The 20,165-nt window shown below is 52.0% G+C and carries 16 protein-coding genes; 7 read left to right on the top strand and 9 right to left on the bottom strand.

Features of this window, described 5'->3' with window-relative positions; translation table 11 throughout:
- Positions 1 to 42 precede the first annotated feature (42 nt).
- The 3 genes from AC3G2T_RS15740 (at position 43) to AC3G2T_RS15730 (ending at position 6,246) form a co-directional block, all read left to right on the top strand.
- A complete protein-coding gene (locus AC3G2T_RS15740) occupies positions 43 to 4,047 on the top strand; it encodes an NTTRR-F1 domain (RefSeq protein ID WP_488436134.1) in 4,005 nt (1,334 codons plus the stop codon).
- 130 nt (positions 4,048 to 4,177) lie between these two features.
- On the top strand, positions 4,178 to 4,330 hold the full coding sequence (locus AC3G2T_RS15735; protein ID WP_474684191.1) for a hypothetical protein: 153 nt from the start codon (positions 4,178 to 4,180) through the stop codon (positions 4,328 to 4,330).
- A gap of 104 nt (positions 4,331 to 4,434) precedes the next feature.
- The gene (locus tag AC3G2T_RS15730) at positions 4,435 to 6,246 is read left to right on the top strand and encodes a DUF2334 domain-containing protein (protein ID WP_488436083.1); all 1,812 of its coding nucleotides are present in this window, start codon (positions 4,435 to 4,437) and stop codon (positions 6,244 to 6,246) included.
- A 125-nt stretch (positions 6,247 to 6,371) separates the two neighbouring features.
- On the opposite strand, the gene AC3G2T_RS15725 is transcribed toward AC3G2T_RS15730, so the two are convergent.
- Complete coding sequence (locus AC3G2T_RS15725; RefSeq protein ID WP_488436082.1) at positions 6,372 to 6,791, bottom strand: MerR family transcriptional regulator; 420 nt, start codon at positions 6,789 to 6,791, stop codon at positions 6,372 to 6,374.
- 23 nt (positions 6,792 to 6,814) lie between these two features.
- Positions 6,815 to 7,549, bottom strand: a complete 735-nt coding sequence (locus tag AC3G2T_RS15720; protein WP_488436081.1) for an SDR family oxidoreductase — start codon at positions 7,547 to 7,549, stop codon at positions 6,815 to 6,817.
- A gap of 141 nt (positions 7,550 to 7,690) precedes the next feature.
- On the opposite strand from AC3G2T_RS15720, the gene AC3G2T_RS15715 reads away from it, so the two are divergent.
- A complete protein-coding gene (locus AC3G2T_RS15715) occupies positions 7,691 to 7,852 on the top strand; it encodes a hypothetical protein (protein WP_474684187.1) in 162 nt (53 codons plus the stop codon).
- A gap of 56 nt (positions 7,853 to 7,908) precedes the next feature.
- Positions 7,909 to 8,337: a hypothetical protein gene (locus tag AC3G2T_RS15710; protein WP_474684186.1), complete on the top strand. Its 429-nt coding sequence runs from the start codon at positions 7,909 to 7,911 to the stop codon at positions 8,335 to 8,337.
- A 166-nt stretch (positions 8,338 to 8,503) separates the two neighbouring features.
- On the opposite strand, the gene AC3G2T_RS15705 is transcribed toward AC3G2T_RS15710, so the two are convergent.
- From AC3G2T_RS15705 to AC3G2T_RS15675, 7 genes are all read right to left on the bottom strand, one after another.
- Positions 8,504 to 10,021, bottom strand: a complete 1,518-nt coding sequence (locus AC3G2T_RS15705; protein ID WP_488436080.1) for a glycoside hydrolase family 28 protein — start codon at positions 10,019 to 10,021, stop codon at positions 8,504 to 8,506.
- A 12-nt stretch (positions 10,022 to 10,033) separates the two neighbouring features.
- Positions 10,034 to 11,137: a glycoside hydrolase family 88/105 protein gene (locus tag AC3G2T_RS15700; protein ID WP_488436079.1), complete on the bottom strand. Its 1,104-nt coding sequence runs from the start codon at positions 11,135 to 11,137 to the stop codon at positions 10,034 to 10,036.
- Between the two features lie 38 nt (positions 11,138 to 11,175).
- On the bottom strand, positions 11,176 to 12,294 hold the full coding sequence (locus AC3G2T_RS15695) for a hypothetical protein (protein WP_488436133.1): 1,119 nt from the start codon (positions 12,292 to 12,294) through the stop codon (positions 11,176 to 11,178).
- 24 nt (positions 12,295 to 12,318) lie between these two features.
- Positions 12,319 to 13,194 (bottom strand): carbohydrate ABC transporter permease, encoded by an 876-nt coding sequence (locus AC3G2T_RS15690; protein WP_488436078.1) that lies wholly within the window; start codon positions 13,192 to 13,194, stop codon positions 12,319 to 12,321.
- A 13-nt stretch (positions 13,195 to 13,207) separates the two neighbouring features.
- Complete coding sequence (locus AC3G2T_RS15685; RefSeq protein ID WP_474684182.1) at positions 13,208 to 14,158, bottom strand: ABC transporter permease; 951 nt, start codon at positions 14,156 to 14,158, stop codon at positions 13,208 to 13,210.
- 101 nt (positions 14,159 to 14,259) lie between these two features.
- Complete coding sequence (locus tag AC3G2T_RS15680; RefSeq protein ID WP_474684181.1) at positions 14,260 to 15,786, bottom strand: extracellular solute-binding protein; 1,527 nt, start codon at positions 15,784 to 15,786, stop codon at positions 14,260 to 14,262.
- Between the two features lie 283 nt (positions 15,787 to 16,069).
- A complete protein-coding gene (locus tag AC3G2T_RS15675; protein WP_474684180.1) occupies positions 16,070 to 16,642 on the bottom strand; it encodes a DJ-1/PfpI family protein in 573 nt (190 codons plus the stop codon).
- A 354-nt stretch (positions 16,643 to 16,996) separates the two neighbouring features.
- On the opposite strand from AC3G2T_RS15675, the gene AC3G2T_RS15670 reads away from it, so the two are divergent.
- Complete coding sequence (locus tag AC3G2T_RS15670) at positions 16,997 to 18,820, top strand: asparagine synthase-related protein (RefSeq protein WP_474684179.1); 1,824 nt, start codon at positions 16,997 to 16,999, stop codon at positions 18,818 to 18,820.
- Positions 18,821 to 18,835: 15 nt separating this feature from the next.
- Positions 18,836 to 20,047 carry an MFS transporter gene (locus AC3G2T_RS15665; protein WP_474684178.1) on the top strand — a complete coding sequence of 404 codons (1,212 nt, stop codon included), beginning with the start codon at positions 18,836 to 18,838 and terminating at the stop codon, positions 20,045 to 20,047.
- The last annotated feature ends 118 nt before the right edge of the window (positions 20,048 to 20,165 follow it).

Here is a 20,165-nt window from a genome sequence, read left to right as displayed (position 1 = left end):
CGGGTTAAGGGAAACGCAATTATGAGGAAAGGGGCTTTAAAAATGACTATTCAAAACTTAGTCGTTAACGGCGGTTTTGAAACAGGAACTCTTGTCCCGTGGAGCTCTGCCAATGCTTCGGTTACAAGTACTTTTTCGCATTCGGGTATATTTGCTGCCGATTTGCAAGGCGGTGCAGTTACCTCTTTTATAGCACAATTCGTACCGGCAACTTCAGGAGAATCTTACGAATTCCTTGTTTCGCTTGCCAAGGTCGGGGGACTGCCGGCACCTTCCGTTACGGCCCAGGTGCTTTTTTTTGACAGCCTCTTTAATCTGCTCAGCACCGGACTTTTTATAGACGTTCTACAAGATCGAATTCCTGACGCTACAAACAATACTTGGCTCGAAATCTACCAAACGACGAGCCCTGCTCCCGCCGGCACCACTCAAGCGTTCATACTAATCAACACTATCCCGCTGGCTGGAACAGCGGATATTTTAGTAGACGACGTGGCATTGCTGGCTGCAACCGGAGGCGGAGCCACCGGGCCGACGGGTGCTACGGGAGCTACAGGTGCTACTGGTGCTACGGGGGCTGCAGGAGCCACTGGGGCGACGGGTGTTGCAGGAGCCACCGGTGCGACGGGCGCGACAGGGCCATCAGGCGGAGCTACTGGCGCGACAGGTGTGACTGGGGCTACAGGTGCTACCGGGGCCACTGGAGCCACGGGCGCTACCGGAGCCACGGGAGCCACAGGTGCTACGGGCGCTACCGGAGCCACGGGGGCTACAGGGGCCACGGGCGACACTGGGGCTACTGGGGCTACAGGCGACACCGGGGCCACGGGCGACACTGGGGCCACGGGGGCCACTGGCGACACTGGTGCCACTGGTGCCACTGGCGCTACAGGGGCCACTGGTGACACTGGGGCTACGGGCGCTACGGGCGCTACGGGCGCTACGGGCGCTACGGGCGACACTGGGGCCACTGGGGCCACTGGGGCCACTGGGGCTACTGGCGACACCGGAGCCACGGGCGACACTGGTGCCACGGGCGACACTGGTGCCACGGGCGACACTGGTGCCACGGGCGACACGGGGGCTACGGGGGCTACCGGTGCCACGGGTGCGATGGGTGACACCGGAGCCACGGGCGACACGGGCGACACGGGGGCCACTGGCGACACGGGGGCTACTGGTGCTACGGGTGCTACCGGCGACACGGGGGCTACGGGCGCTACTGGCGACACCGGAACCACGGGCGACACAGGGGCCACTGGAGCTACGGGCGCTACCGGAGCCACGGGCGACACTGGTGCTACGGGTGCTACCGGAGCTACTGGCGACACTGGTGCTACGGGCGCGACGGGTGCCACTGGAGCTACTGGAGCCACGGGCGACACTGGTGCTACTGGCGACACTGGTGCTACGGGCGCGACGGGGGCCACTGGAGCTACTGGAGCCACGGGCGACACTGGTGCTACTGGCGACACTGGTGCTACGGGCGCGACGGGGGCCACTGGTGACACTGGAGCCACTGGAGCCACTGGAGCCACTGGCGACACGGGGGCTACGGGCGCGACGGGGGCCACTGGGGCCACGGGCGCTACTGGCGCTACCGGTGCCACTGGTGCAACTGGTGCAACTGGGGCTACGGGCGACACTGGAGCCACAGGAGCTACTGGCGCTACCGGTGCCACTGGAGCCACTGGCGACACTGGGGCTACGGGTGCTACCGGAGCCACGGGTGACACGGGTGACACGGGCGCTACTGGCGACACAGGTGCCACTGGCGCTACAGGGGCTACGGGCGCTACTGGTGCCACGGGCGACACTGGTGCAACTGGTGCCACTGGCGCTACAGGGGCTACGGGCGCTACTGGTGCCACGGGCGACACTGGTGCAACTGGTGCCACTGGCGCTGCAGGGGCTACGGGCGCTACTGGTGCCACGGGCGACACTGGTGCCACTGGGGCCACTGGGGCCACTGGGGCCACTGGGGCTACTGGCGACACCGGAGCCACGGGAGCCACGGGCGCTACTGGTGCCACAGGTGCCACAGGTGCCACTGGGGCCACTGGGGCCACTGGTGACACTGGTGACACTGGGGCTACTGGCGACACCGGAGCCACGGGAGCCACGGGCGCTACTGGTGCCACGGGCGCTACTGGTGCCACGGGCGCTACTGGTGCCACGGGCGCTACTGGTGCCACGGGCGCTACTGGTGCCACGGGCGCTACTGGTGCCACAGGGGCCACGGGGGCCACTGGTGACACGGGCGCTACTGGTGCCACAGGGGCCACGGGGGCTACTGGCGACACAGGTGCCACTGGTGCCACGGGCGCTACTGGTGCCACAGGTGCCACGGGCGCTACCGGAGCCACGGGTGACACGGGGGCTACTGGGGCTACTGGCACTACCGGAGCCACGGGCGACACAGGTGCCACTGGCGCTACCGGGGCCACCGGCGACACTGGGGCCACGGGCGCTACCGGCGACACTGGTGACACGGGTGCTACCGGCGACACTGGGGCTACTGGCGACACCGGAGCCACGGGAGCCACGGGCGCTACTGGTGCCACAGGTGCCACGGGGGCCACTGGTGACACGGGCGCTACTGGTGCCACAGGTGCCACGGGGGCCACGGGCGACACGGGGGCTACTGGCGACACAGGGGCCACTGGTGACACGGGCGCTACTGGTGCCACAGGTGCCACTGGTGACACGGGCGCTACTGGTGCCACAGGTGACACGGGCGCTACCGGAGCCACGGGTGACACGGGGGCTACTGGGGCTACTGGGGCCACTGGGGCTACTGGCGACACTGGTGCCACTGGCGCTACAGGGGCTACGGGCGCTACTGGTGCCACGGGCGACACTGGGGCCACTGGTGACACTGGGGCTACTGGCGACACCGGAGCCACAGGTGCCACGGGGGCCACTGGTGACACTGGGGCTACTGGCGACACCGGAGCCACGGGAGCCACGGGCGCTACTGGTGCCACAGGGGCCACGGGGGCCACGGGCGACACGGGGGCTACTGGCGACACAGGTGCCACTGGTGACACGGGCGCTACTGGTGCCACAGGTGCCACGGGCGCTACCGGCGACACTGGTGACACGGGTGACACGGGGGCTACTGGGGCTACTGGCACTACCGGAGCCACGGGCGACACAGGTGCCACTGGCGCTACAGGGGCCACCGGCGACACTGGTGACACGGGTGCTACCGGCGACACGGGCGAAACTGGGGCTACAGGGGCCACCGGCGACACTGGGGCTACTGGCGCTACCGGAATCACCGGCGACACGGGGGCTACTGGCGCTACTGGGGCCACTGGGGCTACAGGCGACACCGGAACCACGGGCGCTACCGGAGCCACGGGCGACACTGGTGCAACTGGCGCGACGGGTGCCACTGGAGCTACTGGAGCCACGGGCGACACTGCCACTGGGGCTACTGGCGACACTGGCGCTACTGGCGCTACTGGGGCTACCGGAGTCACGGGTGCCACGGGTGCTACTGGCGACACTGGCGCTACTGGAGCCACCGGCGACACGGGGGCCACAGGTGCCACGGGCGACACAGGTGCCACTGGGGCTACTGGCGACACTGGCGACACTGGCGCTACCGGAGCCACGGGCGATACTGGTGCTACGGGTGCTACCGGGGCCACAGGGGCGTTCCAACAGTTTCAGGTTTCCGAGAATTCGCCAAATACGACGGGGAGTTCAGCAATAGCGATAAGTGCTGTCGCGACTCCTCTCGGGACGATTACAATAACGGGGGTTCCGGCCGGAAGCCGCGTTTGGTTAACCGGAATTGTCGGATGGCAAGCAGATGCGGCTAATACTGTGCTTCAATTGCAAATTCTTAATGGAGCAACCGTCATCTTTAGCATCAATGATGAAGCGATCTCGACATCCTCATTTTTCGCAACGAGCGTCGACCATGTTGATTCAACTTCTGGAACCGGCGATGTAACGTATACGTTACAGGCGTTAACGCTGAGCGGTACGGCGACTGCAATCGGAGCGATCACTTTCACCGGAATTTTGCTGTAAAAAATAAAGCTTTGAGGCCGACCTTTTACAGGTTGGCCTTTTAACTGCCCTTTTGCCCCCTCTCCCTGCCCGAAAAGCGGATATCCTTCCCACCGAATGGCTATATTACTTGTTAAGGAGCGTGAAAATAGTGCCAAAACATGAAAAAGAAACCGAGCCGACGATCGCACCCGGAATGAACACCCATGATCCGCTTGAAGAAAAGGCTGACGGAAAAGAGATCGAGCAAGGCGAATATACGGAGGTTACCCGCTTGTACCTTGATCGCACGCCGGAAGACTAGCCCCCCTCGCATCCTCTCCCCTTGCAAAAGCCGGTTATGAAAAAGGCCGATCCCATCATACATATCACCAACGAAAGGTTTCGTGCAGGCGAGGGGGAATTCGGATGAAAAAAGCATTGATTCGGCTTGAAGATATCGGCCCCGGAGACTATTACGAATCTGCGGAAAATCAGGCGAAGCTTATTGCTGTCGCCGATTTTTTGCGTGCGTCTGGCGTTCCGTTTCATGTCGCCGTCATTCCCCGGTTTGTCGACCCGATCCGCCGGATCGACCGCTCCATTGCGGACCGGAGCGATCCGGTATCGGTTCGTTTTGTCCAAACGCTGCACACGTTGTCCGATAAAGGCGCATCCCTCGGCATTCACGGATACACGCATCAATACGGCAAAACGGTAAGCGGCGAAGGCTACGAATTTCATTACGCAAACTGCCGCGCGAACTGCCCGCCGGACGATTCGCCGAAGGCATTGAGTCAGCCTGCCCAGCTGCGGCATTCGTACGCATACGGTCGGTTCGCCAAGGCGCTTGAGCTGTTTCACGCCGCCGGGCTGCGGGCGGATTGGTTCGAGACGCCGCACTATGCGGCATCCCCGGTTCAAAGGGATATTCTTGAAGCTTGCAGCGGCCTCATTTATGAAAATAATCCCGCCTTCCCCGACAGCCGGAAGGTCACGTTTCACGGCTCGGACTCGCCTGTCTCCAGTGGAGCTCTGTACGTTCCGACGCCCCTCTTCTACGTAAGCGGCGAAGCTGTCAATGAAGACACGAAACGAATCGTCAGCGAGATGCGCAAGTATGGAGCCGATGACTTGGCTTCTTTTTTCTATCATCCGTTTCTTGAATTCCCATATATCCGGCTTCAGCCCGGCGCCCCGCCAATCTATGAGGCCAAAACGCCGCTCAAAACGCTAATCCGCTCCTTTCAAGCGGACGGCCGACGGTTCGTCTCCATTTTGGGTTTGCTTTCGTTTGTACCGGATTTCCGGCAAACCGATGTTTGGGAAGGACCCGATTACCGGGTTCTGACTGCAAAAACCGAAAAAGGCGGTAAAGACAGGCTCATGATCCGTCAGCGCTCAAGCGGCAATTGGTATTTTGCTGAGGTGAGTTTGGACAGCAGGTTTAAAATCGGGAACGGGATTCGCACGGTGCGTCCGGTTTTGTCGGGCTGGCCCGTATCGGGCGGCGGGACGGAGCTGGCCGACGATTTCAACGGCGACGGCCGAACTGACGCTGCGGTATGGCATCCCGGGCTTTGCGTTTGCGAGGTGGCGCTACATACAGGTACCGGGCTGCAGCCTGACGGGAGATGGCTTGCCGCGGGAGACGCGTTCAGGGGATGGCAAGCTCTTGCGGGGGATTTGAACGGCGACGGGTTGACGGATTTGGTGCTGTGGGACCCGGATTCCGGCCGTCTGGCTGTGGCTCTCAGCCACGGACGAGGGTTTTACGCCCCGCAGCTCCGGCTGCAAGTCCCCGGCTTCGCCAAAGCCCGCTCCCCTTATATCGCGGACGTCAACGGCGACGGGCTGGCCGATCTTGTGCTCTGGGACCGCGCGGCAGGTCAATGGGACGTCTGGCTAAGCGACGGACTGCGTTTACATGCCGCTGGCGCCTGGTTGACCGCGCCCATATCCGGCGAGCGCTATGACGCGCTTCTCGCTGATTTGAACGGCGACGGCCGCAGCGATCTCCTGCTTGTGGATCGGGAGCAGGGACTTTGGACAGCCGCCCTCAGTACAGGAAGCGCCTTCTTACCGCCGGCTTCCCCTTTCGGGCCGTGGGCCGCGGGCGCAAGCATGGAGCCGCTCGCGGGCGACTTTCACGGGACTGGCCGGAACGACCTGCTGGCGCGTTGGCCCGATCGGTTTGGCGGCACGCTATCTGCCGCGGTCAACATTTTGAACAGGCGCTAAAACCGCCGGCTGCAGGCTGCAGGCAGCGTGCATTTTGTCACGCTCAGTTCTTTCCCTCGGCGCCACATTCCTTGTGTTCGAAGAAAATAAAATGCAGACTGGCGATATGGCAGCTCATCGTTTAATTACTCTTCTATGGGATCGCAGTTGGAATCTTTTAAATCGGGGTTCATTAGAACCCTATTATAATAATCAATTTTATAATCAACAATTTTTTCGGTCTCCTGCAATCGAGAAATTTCGTCTTGGACTCTTGTCTTGTGCTCGATTAGAAACGAGATTTTTTGATGGATTGAGGAAGATCCTTGCGAGGAGAGTTGACGGTATCGCTTGATTTCTTCCAACGTCATTCCTGTTGCCTTCATTCTCGTCAAAAAAACCATAAACTCCAGCTGATGTTTACTGTAAGTCCTGCGCCCGTTTGCTTTACGATCCGCATACGGCAGCAATCCAATTTTCTCATAATAGCGGATCGTATCTTCCGATAGCCCAGTGAATTTTGCCGCCTGTTTAATTGAACTGAAGGCTTCCGGAACGTCGCTCACTTTTGCCACCTCCTCCTGCTGTATTACCACGGTATCACTCCGTTTTCATCAAAGAAACCGCCGGTCGGACCATCGTTGGGGAGGGTGGCGAGTTTCACGACAATAGACGCGCCCTGTTCAACGGTACGATAACCCGTATGCCCATTCAAATCCGTAGCTGTGTACCCCGGATCAGCTGAATTTATCTTGATCGGCGTACCTTTTAATTCTCTGGCAAACAAGACAGTCAGTGCATTGACAGCCGTTTTCGAACTCATGTAGGCGAGCACATTGACTCCGTATTTTTCGGCATCGGATTCCGGGTCATTATTCAAGGTCAAGGAAGCCAGGCCACTTGAGAGGTTTACAATTCTGCCAGCAGGCGAATTTTTAATCAAAGGGAGCATTGCCTTAGTGACAGAAAACATGCCGAATACATTCGTTTCATAAGTATTCCTTAGAACGGTCAATTCCAGTTGACTCGGAGGAAGACCTCCATCCAAGCTCACGCCAGCGTTATTAATCAGAATATCAAGCGCCCCATATTGATCATCAATTCGTTTCGCGGCAGATTGAATGGTATCCATGTCTGTAACGTCAAGCGTAATTGCCTCAGCATCTATGTTCTCATTCTTCAGCAAAGCTGCAGCTTCATCCCCTTTAGATTGATCTCTTGAACCGATTAAAATTGTGAATCCCAGCTTGCCCAATTGCCTGGCAGTCTCAAGACCAATACCTTTGTTTCCGCCAGTGATCAAAACTGTTTTTGAAGTGCTCATGATTACGCCTCCTGGAGGTAGAATTTACTTGCTGAAAATCATGATAAAACTTGGAGTATACTCCAAGTCAAGCATTAACAAGGAGCGTTTTTTATTGAACTGAGGGGGCGATAGGGAAAGTTCCGCGAGTTCAACGTTCGCGTGATGACAAGTGCGATCACGGGGGCGATCGGGGAGTATTGGGCGAATGCGAATCTTTACGGTAAAGTCGACCTGGAGTCGTATTCCGCGGAATTGGTGAACATATTCGACAGAACTATCCTGATCGACGCCGGCTCCAGCGATTCGATTGCAAAAAAATGAGCCGTGAGGGGGTGGGAATTACTGGAAGTAGGAGTCTGTGCGACGGGGTTGCTTTTATGCATACCCATTACCCTAATTTGAGGGATAGCCGCTTTTTCTGGGCGCGTACCTCTCCTTGCGAGGTCGCGGAACTGAACAAAATGGGCAGGATGCATCGTGTCAGGGAGAAAACCTGCGAAAGTGCAGTTTTTTTCTCTGAAATTGGCTTTTTTTGGCGAAAAGCCTGCGAAAGTGCAGGAATTTGCGCTGAAAGTGAACCTGAGCCCATATCCCCGCTGAAAAGCCTGCACAATTGCAGGAATTTTTCGTGGCCAGCGATCAAGGACGCAAATTCATGTATTTTTGCAGGTTTTCTTCGTGCAGCCAAGCAGATTGTGGTTATCGCCGCTGACACGGGGGTTTTTCAACAGCCTGACTTTTGCAGGTTTTGCGGGGTGGAGGCCTTGCAGAGTGAAGCCACTGCGGGCTGCCGAGCCGCTTCATAAACGGTCGCACCGGCTTTGGACGACGTTGCGCAGAAACGGCTTTTGCTACGGTGGGGACTCGGGTGAATATCGTACTACCCGGAGCCGCCGATGCTCATCAAGAAATAGTCGGGCCTAAGCCCGACTTATCCAAAAAAAACCAGGGGAACCGAGCTCCCCTGGTACGTCATCCCCCCACGCGCGTGCTGCCCGCGTCGGTTTGCAAATAGCTGCCGTCAGCCGTATGCCTGCCGGCAATAAACACCTCCGCCGAGCGGGTCAGCGCCACGACCGGCGTATCTTTGTGCCTGCGCTTCATGGACAGCTCATGCGCTTCGAAGTCGCGCACGTCTTCCGCGCGCAGCGCCGGACCTTGCCGCGTCTCGATGCGGACGTGGTGGAGCTCCATGCCCTCCACGTGCTTGCACAGCATGCCGTCTCCGGCCATGACGATCGGCTCCCGCACCATATCCGGCTCGTCGCCCTGCTCCAGCGGATCGGTCGTCATTTCGATCAGCACATGATGCAGCTGCACGTCCCGGATCGGCATCTCCGGCAGTCCGTAAATAAATCCGGCGGAAGCTCTGCACCGTTTGGCGGTTACGTCGCTGATCCGGATGTGCTCGATCACGGGCGTGCTGTCGGTGACGGCGACGGGAAGCGGACTGCCGATCAACGGATTGCTTTCATCCACTCCGTGCCGGTAGAACGAATTGACCGTCAGCGGGCAAAATACATCCTCCATATACACATTGCTAACCTGAATGTTTCGGATGTACCCTCCGCGGGCGCGGTTCGTTTTCATGCGGATGCCGCGATCCGTACCGATGAAGATGCAGTTCGAAATGACGACGTTGCGAATGCCGCCGGCCATTTCACTGCCGAGCACGACCCCGCCGTGCCCTCTGAGCATCGTGCAGTTCGTCACCGCGATGTTCTCCGAAGGCTTGCCGACACGGCGTCCGTCTTCGTCGATGCCCGACTTGATGCAGAGGCAGTCGTCCCCCACGTCGAAGAAGCAGTCGGAGATCCGCACATTCGAGCACGAATCAATGTCCAAGCCGTCGCCGTTCGGCGTGTCGCTCGGATTTTTAATGTTCACGCCGTGAATATGCACGTTTTTGCAGTAGACCAGATGCGTGTTCCAGAACGGCGAATTTTGCAGTGTAACGCCTTCGATGCTCACATGCTCGCAATCGATCAGCTGCAGCAAGGGCGGGCGGAGAAATTGCGACTCCCACTCCACGATATTGCTTTTGACCGAGCGAAGCAGCTCCTCGTTCAAGCCGGCGATTTCCTTCGTCCGCGCGCTTTCCACGGTTTCGCCCCGGCGCAGGGCCCGATTCGCCTGCCACCACGGGGCTCCCTGCCCATCGATGATCCCTTTGCCCTTGATCGTCACATGGGACAGACCACTGCCATAGATGAGCGGCGAGTAGCCGTAACATTCATAGCCGGACCATCGGGTCGGAACAGGCGGATAGTCGTCAAAGTCGGTGCGGAACTGCAGTACGGCGCCCGCTTCCAGTTCCAGCGTCATGCGGCTGCGCAGCACGATTCTGCCGGTGACATAAGTCCCTGCGGGAATGTAGACGGTCCCGCCTCCGTTGATCGCGCAAGTTTCGATAGCCTCGGCGATCGCCTGACTGTTATCGGTGACTCCGTCGGGAACGGCGCCGAACCGTGTAATGCTATATATCGACATTTGGCTGCACCTCTAGTGTTCATTTGCGGTTAACGATTGCATCTCCACGCAAGCCATGACGAATGTGCCTATGCCGTGCAGATCGTTCTCGCTCGTCGGCCGGGTCACATAATTTTCGTAATCGCCGGCGGAAGTTCCGATACAGATGTGCGGCAAAATCAGGCACTTCTGCTCGTCGAACTGCAGCGTGCGGATAAGTCCCTCATATCCCCTTCGGGCCGCATCCAGGCACTCGTCTCCGACAACGCCGTGCTTAATCGCTTTGGCGATCGTGTACACAAACAAGTTGGTGCAGGATGTCTCCAGCCAATTGTCGGGCATGTGCCCTTTGTCCACGATTTGGTACCACAGACCGCTTTCTTGGTCCTGGTAGCGAATCAGCGCGCGCACAAAATCCCCCAGAGCGGCGGCCAGTTCGTCACGGCCCGCTTCGCCTGCCGGCAGCTCATCCAAAAACTGCGCCAGCGCCAGACCGTACCAGCCCAGCGACCTGCCCCAAAACTCCGGCGAACAGCCCGTCTCCAGGTTGGCCCACGGCATTCTCCGGCTCTCGTCCCACGCGTGGTAGAGCAGGCCCGTACGCTCGTCTTTCATGTATTTGCGCATCAGCTTCTCCTGATGCAGCACCGTCGTCCGCAGGCTGTGATCCCCGTAGGCGTTGGCGTATTTCAAGGCGAAAACGCCGCCCATATACAAGCCGTCCAGCCACATTTGATACGGGTATTTGTCCTTATGCCAGAAGCCGCCTTCGGAAGTCAGGTTCAACGTATGAAACAAGCTTCTCAGCTTGTCGGCGGCTATCCGGTATTTGCTGCGGCCCGTCCGCTGTTCCAGGCGGAACAGCAAAAGCCCGGCCTGAATCGCGTCCAATTCGTCGCGGGCAAAGTACAGATTACCGGATTCGTCCACAAGGCCGTCCACATATCCCTGGATATAGTCGGCGTAGCGCTCTTCCTTCACCTGCTCCGACAGCAGCTCCACTCCGCACAAAAATACGCCCTGATGGTAGTGCCAGCGCCCGGCGGGCGGAAGCTCCATCGGGGTATACTGGCTCATAACGGAATCGCAGGCAGCCTTCGCCCACTCGATCGGTGTCTTTTTTGCAATAACAGTCATTCTGATTTCTCCCTTCCCTCTCTAGCTTGCCAGTGTTATCACAGTATTGGTTTGTAAAATGAATCGGCGGAAAAACTCCACCCCGGCTCCTGCAGGCCGGCCAGATGATAGCACACGGACCGGATCAGCAGCGCCTGCGTTCCCGCATTCATATCGCCCTCGACTAGCCCGCGCCCGATATGAACCGGCCTCGGCATGTCCGGGTAATACTCCCCGCGCTTGATCTGCGCCACATTCGGCGCCGAAGGCGAGTGAGCCAGCTCGCGGGAAAATCCGCCGTCCGTGCGGAGCAGCCTGCTCATGTTCGCCAGCGTGATGCGGACGATCTCGCGCAGCTCCTCCGGCGGGATGTCCGGCTTCATATAGGAAAGCAGGTGGATCGGGTTGCGAATGTAGCACATATCGCTGGCCTCCTCCGTCCGCAGGCAGCGGAGTATGCTGCTGTAAATCCGCCGCTCTGCGGGCATGGGCACACCGAAGCTGTCATAAAAGGTATGCAGCTTGAAAGTGCCGGAAATTCGCTCATACTGCGTTCCCCGGCCCCAAAGCCCAGTGTCCGGGTCCTGAATTTCCGCAAAAAACCGGAACGCCGTATGCGCAAACTCCGCCCGGCGCTCCGGCGGCTCGACTTGCCGCACATACACCGCGGAAGTTGACAAGCGGTCGCAGCCGCGCCAGCTGTTGCTTAATTCCACGGAGCGCAGCCAGCGGAGATAAGCTTCCGGCGAGCTCATGTAGCCGGGCGCCTGCCGCGCCTGAAACGGCAAAGCGTAAAGCGGCTCGCCCCCGAGCTTGCGCAGGGCGTTAAGGCTGTAGCCAATCGCCCGGGCTACCATCACCTCGTCTTCGCGCATATGCGAATTCGCATCGTAAAAGCAGCCTGTGTCCGGGTCCTGCTTGCTCTGGAAAAAGCGGATCAACCGCTCCTTCACCGCGGGCGGCATCGATTCCAACAGGCCGCAGCGCTCCAAAATGTTCAGCGCCTGAGCCGTCGATTCGATGTCCGGCGTAAGGCCGGCGATCTCCCGCGAGCTGCGGGCGTAGAAAAATCCGCCGCTGCGCGCATCGTACTGCCCGGCCAGCCAGTCGAAAAACCGGCTGAACAAACCGTCCATTTCGGCAAGCGCAGCGCGTAAATTCTCTTCGTGTGTCTGCATGTGCATGTGCAAGACCCTCTTTTCCTATCCCTTGATCGAGCCCAACATCGCTCCTTTAGCGAAATGCTTTTGCAGGAACGGGTACACCAGCAGGATCGGCAGCGTCGCAACGACGATAACGGCCATTTTGATCGATTGCGCCGGCGGCGGAGTCGTATTGTCTAAGGCTGAGCTGGAATCCATTCCGCTGGCCAGAACGACGATTTGTCTGAGCAGCACCTGAATCGGCCACAGCTTGCTGTCGTTAATATAAAAGATTGCGTTGATATACGTGTTCCAATGAGTCACTGCGTAGAATAAAGAGATGGTTGCAATTGCCGGCATCGATAATGGCAGCACAATGCGGAACAAAATGCCGAAATCGTTGCAGCCGTCGATTTTGGCCGATTCTTCGAGCCCTTCCGGCACGTTTTGGAAGAAGTTTTTCAAAATGATCAGGTTGAATGCGCTGATTGCAGTAGGCAGAACCAACGCCGAGTAAGTATCGATCAAACCCAGCTCCTTGACAACCAGGAAGGTCGGAATCAATCCGCCGTTAAACAGCATCGTAAATACGACAAGGAAATTGACCGTCTTTCTTCCGTCCAAATCTTTGCGGGCCAGACCGTATGCCATCAAAATCGTCACAAACATACTGAATATCGTTCCGAAAAGAGTAGTTCCGATCGATACGCCCATCGCTTTAAAAATCGTATTCGTCGAGAAAATAAACCGATAAGCGTCCAAACTCCAGTCCGTAGGGAAAAGCACAAACTTCTTGGCGGCCATTTCCGCGCTTGTCGTGAACGAACCCGCTACGACATGCACGAACGGCAGCACGGTAACTAAACCGATAATCGTTAATAATGCATAATTGATGATGTTAAACATTCTGCCGGCTATCGTTCTGTCATCAATCATTGTCCAGTCCTCCTCAATATACGCCCTCTTCGCCTATCTTCTTGGAAATCCTGTTGACCAGCATGACAAGAATCAGTCCGATAAACGATTTGAAAAATCCGATTGCGGCGCTGTAGCTGTACTGCCCTTGCTTTAAGCCTGCCGTATATACATAAGTGTCAATGATCTCGGCAACTTCCCGGTTCATGGAGTTGAGAAGCAGGTAGACGTGCTCGAAACCGAGGTCGAGAACATGACCGATTTTCAAAATTAACAATACGATGATCACACTGCGAACCGCCGGCAATGTAATGTGCCACATTTGTCTGATGCGCCCGGCGCCGTCCATCCGCGCAGCCTCATAAAGCTGGGGATCGATGGAAGCGATCGCGGCCAAATAAATAATCGTTCCCCAACCTGCTTCTCTCCAAATGACTTGAAGCGTATAGATCGGTCTGAACCAATCGGGGCTCAAAAGGAAATTGATTTCCGTAAATCCGAAATACTCAAGCAGCTCGTTGACAATCCCGCCGTCCATCGTCAGCATGACGAAGGTGATCGAGACGATAATGACCCAGGACATGAAGTGAGGCAAATAAACAATCGTCTGAAAAGTTTTCTTAAACAGTTCCGCTCTGACTTCGTTTAACATCAGCGCCAAAATGATCGGAATCGGAAAATAAAACAAAAGATTCATACCGAACAGAATTAACGTATTGCTGAGAATCGTCCAAAAATCGGGTTCCGTAAACAAGCGGCGAAAATGTTCGAAACCGACCCATTCGCTTCCGCTGATTCCTTTAAACGGTTTGTAATTTTGAAACGAAATGATCAGCCCGTACATGGGGATATATTTGAATATTAGAAAATACAGAATTCCCGGCAGCAGCATGATATAGATCAATTTATTTTTCCAAAGGCGTCTGCCGAGCTCGCTGCTTCGGGTTGTCGGCACCACCTTTGGCTGAATGTGTGCTTCCTGCATAGCATTTCTTCCTCTCCGGTAGATTAGATAAAATTAAAGAGGCTGCTGTTCGTGCAACAGCCTCTTCTCTTTTTCAACCTGTGTTACTCCGTACCCATCAGTTATTTTTTGCCCGCGGCATTATATTCTTCGATAATTTTGCTGCCTCCGCGGTTTTTCCAATCCTCTACAGCTTTATCGAATCCCGCCTTGTCGAGGTTGCCGTAAATGTATTTGTAGGTTGCGTCTTTGATTACGTCTTGAAGCTGCACGCCTTTCTCGATGTACGTTTTGGAGTCCAGCGCAGCGGCCGGATCCTGCACGGCGTACTTCAGATTGGCGAATTTCAGCTCATCCGCCTTGCCTTGGGCAGGTATGGTCGGTATGCCCAAATATCTGCCGGTCGTATCCTCGTCGCCAATGGCCATATCAGAGAAAACTTTGACTTCACGCGTCCATTTTTCGTCATCCAGTTTCTTCGCCTTGTTATCGATTACGCTGTAGTGAGCGTCTTTAACGCCCCAGTACATCAGGTTGGCTACTTCAGGGGTCATCATTTTGTCAAAGAATGCCAAGATTTTCTTCAGTTCCGCTTCCGTTTTGATCGCCGATTTCGGGAACAAAGCCACGTTGTTGTAGCCATTTAGGGCCCACGACGAGAATCTGCCTTCAGGGCCGGCAACCATGCTTTGCACATCCACGACAGCCGTAGGAACGTTTTTGATCAAATCTTTGTTCAGAGACGTAACTTCTGTCATAGCCCCGATATACATGCCCGCCGTGCCTTTGGTGAACAGCTTTTGCTGATCCGTTTTGCTTGTCGCGGCAAAATCTTTATTGATAATGCCTTCGTCGCGCAGCTTTTTATAAAAATCCATCGCGGTTACATATTCTGGAAACATGAACTCCGGCTGCAGCTTGCCGTCTTTAAGCCCCCAGTTGTTCGGAACGCCGAACCAGGTCGCTACGGTTTTGAAGGAGCCGTAGATCAAATCGTTGCGGTCCGCCAGACCGATCGTATCCTTCTTGCTGTTGCCGTCAGGGTCTCCCTCGGTGAACGCCTTCATCATCGCGTACAGCTCATCGAGATTCGCCGGCGGCTTGAGTCCGAGCTTGTCGGCCCAATCTTTCCGGTAGATAATGCCTTGGCGGGCGATATCTACGCCGCGGTAAAGCGTATACAGCTTGCCGTCAACTTTCGTGTTGTCATTGGTCGTTGATTTCAATTTGCCGAGATTCGGGAAGTCCTTCAGGTAAGGCCCGATTTCCCAAAATTGGCCGTCGCGAATCGCCGACTTCATTTGGATGAACGTGGCCTGGTTTTTCAGATAAGTCACCTGAGGCAGGCCGCCTGTCGCAAAAGTCGTGTTCAGCTTCTCTTCATAGGTATCGGCAGGGAAAAATTGGAACGTTAACTTCGTGTTCGTCAGCTTCTCCAGCTCCTTAATCACTACGTCCGGCGGTGTTTCCGGAATGTTGAGCGGAGCCATAATCGTGATTGCCGTCGGCTTATTGTCAGTTGTTTTAGGAGTGTCCCCACTTGCAGTCGATGCGGGAGTCGCCGTTTTGCCCCCGTCTGAGCAAGCGGCCAGCAGGACGCTGGAAACGAGCAGAACGCTCAGGGGAATCGAGACCAGTTTTCTCTTCATATTTGTCAGACCTCCACAATTAATGGTTTTGTGCTGCTACACCTCCTACACTACACACCTGTATAGATTACCGAAACAATCATTTCACCATTTCGGCCTTGCATAACAAGGATGTGAGATAATGATTATTGCCGCGGAAGATGACACACCGGGGACCCTACGGGCGCATGCAAAAAAATCACCCTGCAGATGACAAACAAATACATCCACTTGGGTGATTAAAAATTACTCATAACAGCCGTTAATAAGCTGGCCTTCCCGTTGAAAGCTTGATAATCATAATTTATCTGTCCATTATATCTTTAAACAATTGTTCGCTTTCCTCATCCTTACCTTGATAAATATCCAGGAAATCAAAAATTTCAAAAGAAAAATCAACAAATGCACGACCATTTGCAGTAATTACATGTCCGTCTCTTACTACACGCTTATCAAGGAAATTCTCGCGTGGAAATGGATCTTCTACACCTAATGTATTGATTCTTTCTATTGAGCAAGAGGTGGTGAATTTCCTTCTATTTAAAATTCCTGCTCTTCCCAAATATTGTGGACCATGACATATTGCAGCTATCATCTTCTTTTCTTGATCAAGTTTATTTATGAGTACTGTTAGTTCTTTTTGCTGGTCTCGAATTGGTCCGCCAGGGATAATGAGTCCCTCAATATCATCCAGTTCCATAGCTGCATAAACTGTCAGATTAGGTTTATAATACAGACCGGATTCACTAACTACAGGATCATAGTTGTATCCCATTGCAAAGACTTCTTTTTTTCCAACATTCTTAATTTTATGTAATGCAAGTGTAATCTCAAAATCAGCAAATTCTTCTGATACAAAACAAATTATCTTTCCCATTTATCGCACCCCAATTACATTGTTATTCACTTTAACCAAGACGAAAGGAATAGCCTCCGGTGTATATATTCGCCAACAAGAGTTATATTCCTTGGAAGCCATTATTAGAAATGTCGCCCTTTTTTTGAGGGTGGTCTCGAAAAAAAGGTTGTATGGAAATCCGTATGAATCTGACGATAGGTTTTTCCTTCTCTCTTTGCATACATACAAATAACAAATACCAAATATTAGAAAATTATTATACCCGTACCAAATATGAGCAAATGATTATTTACGTAACTATAAACAATTATGTATTCTTGAAAAAGGCAAAATATTACAAGTAAAAATATCATAAAATGGAGTGAGAGAATTATGAATTTAAACTATTTGTATTTAATGGTAAACAGAGATCAGCAATATTTTGATCTTAATTCTGCAGCAAATGACGCAAAAGAAGAATTAACATCTCATACTTACTCAAGCACAAAAATTCAATTAGAGGCGCATAGAATTTCTCTAAACGAAAAGCAAAATAAATCAGTTAAGCTTTATAACCATGTTGTAATTTCAATAGTTGGGGAAATACATAATCTAATGGATTTTAAATCTGAAAATCAATATGAGGATGATTTGGATGTGATTGCTGAAATCTATTTGAAATTTGGTGTGAAAGGTTTTAATCAATTGGATGGTTTTTTTACTATATCGATTTTTGATAATAAATTGCTAAAAGTGTTCATCATTCAAGATCGACATACATCATTAAATCATATGTATTACTACAGTGAAAACAATACTCTTTTCTTATCAAGTGATGTAAGACTTTTACTTAGAAAGGCAAAAATAAAACCAAAAGTAAATAAAGACGCGTTGCCTACTTACTTACACTACGCATTTGTACCCGGGAACGAAACCCTATTTCAAGATGTATACAAGATTCCAACAGAAATGATTCTAGAATATGATTATAATTCAAATCAATTATCATTATTGCCAAATCCGTATGTAAAAGGAGAATACTCTAGAGAGGATAAAGAAGCAGGTCTAATACAAACATTTGATGATGCATTACATTCTAGGATGGAAGAACTAGGAAACAAACAAATTGCTGTCATGTTTAGTGGTGGATACGACTCAAACTTCCTATTATCACGAATGTTAAAACACAAACCAGATTTAGATCTCAAACTGTTTTCCTACGGTTCAACAAGTGTAAAATCAGAGATTAACAATATTCGCAGAATTGTAGATATTTATAGACAGAAGGGGTATAAGCTAAGTCTGTACGACTATACAGTAAAAGCAGAAGATATACATAGATTACCCAAGATGATGTTTGCCCTCGGAGAACCAATATCAGAACCCGGTCTAATTTTTCAAGCTTGTTTAGCTGATGTCATTAATGATAATCATATCGATATCGTGATAGGAGGGGATGCTAACGATCAAGTGTATGATAAAAAATTATACTATGAGATGGTTGAGAAGTTAGTTGAACCAAAAACAATCTATGATTATCCTAAATATGGAAGATTGCGCCTTGGAGAAATTGATAGAATTTTTACTTACAAATTTTTCACTGACATAGAAGCATCTTGGTTATTAAATAGCAGTCATAACTATCCTTCTATGAAATTAAGTTTAGAAAATTATTCTACAGTTTTTACAAACTATTTTCTAACAAAAAGACTAGTTCATAAGCAATATGGTATCGTTTCAAGACTTCCTTTTCTTAGTAACAAATATATAGACTTTATTGACAGACATTTGAGTGAAGAGGATCTCATATTTAAAAATTTGCACGTTAAAATATCAAAAGAAACTTTACCTCTTGAGGTTTGTCAAGAGCTTGTCAAAGCTACGGAGTCTACCTCTCCCTACTCCTATATATTTTTGGAAGATAAAGAAACCCGGCACAAAATTTTTGATTTAATACTTAAGTCAGAAACAACCAAGGAATTTTTTAATTTGACATCAATTAATAAATTACTGCAAGGATTTGAATATAGCATTGAAAGTGGACATGAAACAGGGGATTATTACAAGGCATCTGTACTATCTTGCAGGATATTTACAATAATTGGTTTTTTAGTTTGGCATAATGTATTTATTTCGAAAGATGAGTATTTAAACCAAATGGAATGTAATTCCGATTTATTTGATGTCCTTGGAAATCCAGTATCTATAACGCAGTAGTAAAGGAGTTGCCCCTTGAAATTGATAAAAAACCGTGAATTAGCAATCGTACTGAGCATCGTAGCCATCTTTTTTATGTGTACAAACATGTATCCATCTTTTGTCCCTATACTTATTAAAGAATGGGGGGGAAACTACAATTCCGTTGGTATTATTATGACAATCGCTAGTTTAGCTCCATTGTTGGCGGCTGTACCCGCTGGCATCGCTACAAAGAAATGGGGACTTCGGTTACCATTATTTGTTGCAAGTTTGATAAGCGCTTGTTCATGTTTTATGCTCTTTTTGTTCCCCTCCATTATTCAACTAGTCATTATGTTATCTATATTAAAAATTGCCGAAATCTTTTTTACCGTGGGCCTTCAGACTCAAGTAGCCAATTTAAGCAGTAATCTTAACAATAATATGGATAAAAATTATAGTTGGTTTATGGTTTATGCATCTATTGGTTCGTTGATTGGCCCCATTCTGGGAGGTTTATTAGTTGATTTTAAAAGTTATGGTATGGTCTGGTTGTTTTTAAGTGTTATTTTGGTTGGCTTATCATTCTTAGCATTTTATTTAACTGACATAGGTAATATTTCTAAAACTAATGCTTCAAAGCCTGCATTCCGTTTACAAGATCTAAAAAAATCTCTAAATTGGAAAATTTCAATCGGAATGTTAGTAGGCTGCGGTGTTTTATTTGCTCACGGTGCTAGATTTTTATTCTTACCCGTTTATCTAAAGGACATTGGTTATACATTGACTGCTGTTGGCTTTATTATGGCGGCTCGATCACTAGCGGCGATTGCGAGCAGATCCATATTAGAACTCGTTATAAAAGTAGCTCGAGGACGCTCAGGGGCCTTAGTACTTTGTTCTGTAGTACTAGCTGTTTCAATAGCTATCATTCCAATTTGCAACAATTTTGTACTACAGCTTATTAATTCTATTATCATAGGATTAGCGATGGGAATAGCGATTCCACTTAGCAACTCTGTCGTTGCCGATAGTGCAGATCCAGAGGAACGATCAATTACGATAGGTATTAGCCAAACAGTGAATAGGGTAGGACAACTACTTAGTCCGGTTGTGTTTGGCATGTTCTCGCAAAATCTAGGTGTGAATGCATCCTTTTATTTAGGGGGTTCCTTCCTGCTTATTATTTCTGTTTTAGTTGTTTATCTATTGATAGTAGGCAACAACAAGGTTGGAGTCAACAAACAAAAAGAAATCGGATCGTAACGGAGTATCGTCTGGCAAAACAAATCAAAAAGAGTGACAAATTGCGGTACTAGTATGTCAAAATTAACCAACGACAAGTGGCCGCAGTCATAACACCAGATCATCGACGTGAATCAAA

The organism is Paenibacillus sp. sgz302191 (genome assembly GCF_057749925.1).
The sequence above is the reverse complement of the archived record's forward strand: the minus strand, read 5'-3'. Positions and strand labels throughout refer to the sequence as shown.

Excerpts from the sequence above, each read along its gene's own strand:
- AC3G2T_RS15740 (WP_488436134.1), top strand. The coding sequence starts at position 43 with ATGACTATTCAAAACTTAGTCGTTAACGGCGGTTTTGAAACAGGAACT.
- AC3G2T_RS15730 (WP_488436083.1), top strand. The coding sequence starts at position 4,435 with ATGAAAAAAGCATTGATTCGGCTTGAAGATATCGGCCCCGGAGACTAT.
- AC3G2T_RS15720 (WP_488436081.1), bottom strand. The coding sequence starts at position 7,549 with ATGAGCACTTCAAAAACAGTTTTGATCACTGGCGGAAACAAAGGTATT.
- AC3G2T_RS15710 (WP_474684186.1), top strand. The coding sequence starts at position 7,909 with ATGCATACCCATTACCCTAATTTGAGGGATAGCCGCTTTTTCTGGGCG.
- AC3G2T_RS15705 (WP_488436080.1), bottom strand. The coding sequence starts at position 10,021 with ATGTCGATATATAGCATTACACGGTTCGGCGCCGTTCCCGACGGAGTC.
- AC3G2T_RS15700 (WP_488436079.1), bottom strand. The coding sequence starts at position 11,137 with ATGACTGTTATTGCAAAAAAGACACCGATCGAGTGGGCGAAGGCTGCC.
- AC3G2T_RS15695 (WP_488436133.1), bottom strand. The coding sequence starts at position 12,294 with ATGCAGACACACGAAGAGAATTTACGCGCTGCGCTTGCCGAAATGGAC.
- AC3G2T_RS15690 (WP_488436078.1), bottom strand. The coding sequence starts at position 13,194 with ATGATTGATGACAGAACGATAGCCGGCAGAATGTTTAACATCATCAAT.
- AC3G2T_RS15685 (WP_474684182.1), bottom strand. The coding sequence starts at position 14,158 with ATGCAGGAAGCACACATTCAGCCAAAGGTGGTGCCGACAACCCGAAGC.
- AC3G2T_RS15680 (WP_474684181.1), bottom strand. The coding sequence starts at position 15,786 with ATGAAGAGAAAACTGGTCTCGATTCCCCTGAGCGTTCTGCTCGTTTCC.
- AC3G2T_RS15675 (WP_474684180.1), bottom strand. The coding sequence starts at position 16,642 with ATGGGAAAGATAATTTGTTTTGTATCAGAAGAATTTGCTGATTTTGAG.
- AC3G2T_RS15670 (WP_474684179.1), top strand. The coding sequence starts at position 16,997 with ATGAATTTAAACTATTTGTATTTAATGGTAAACAGAGATCAGCAATAT.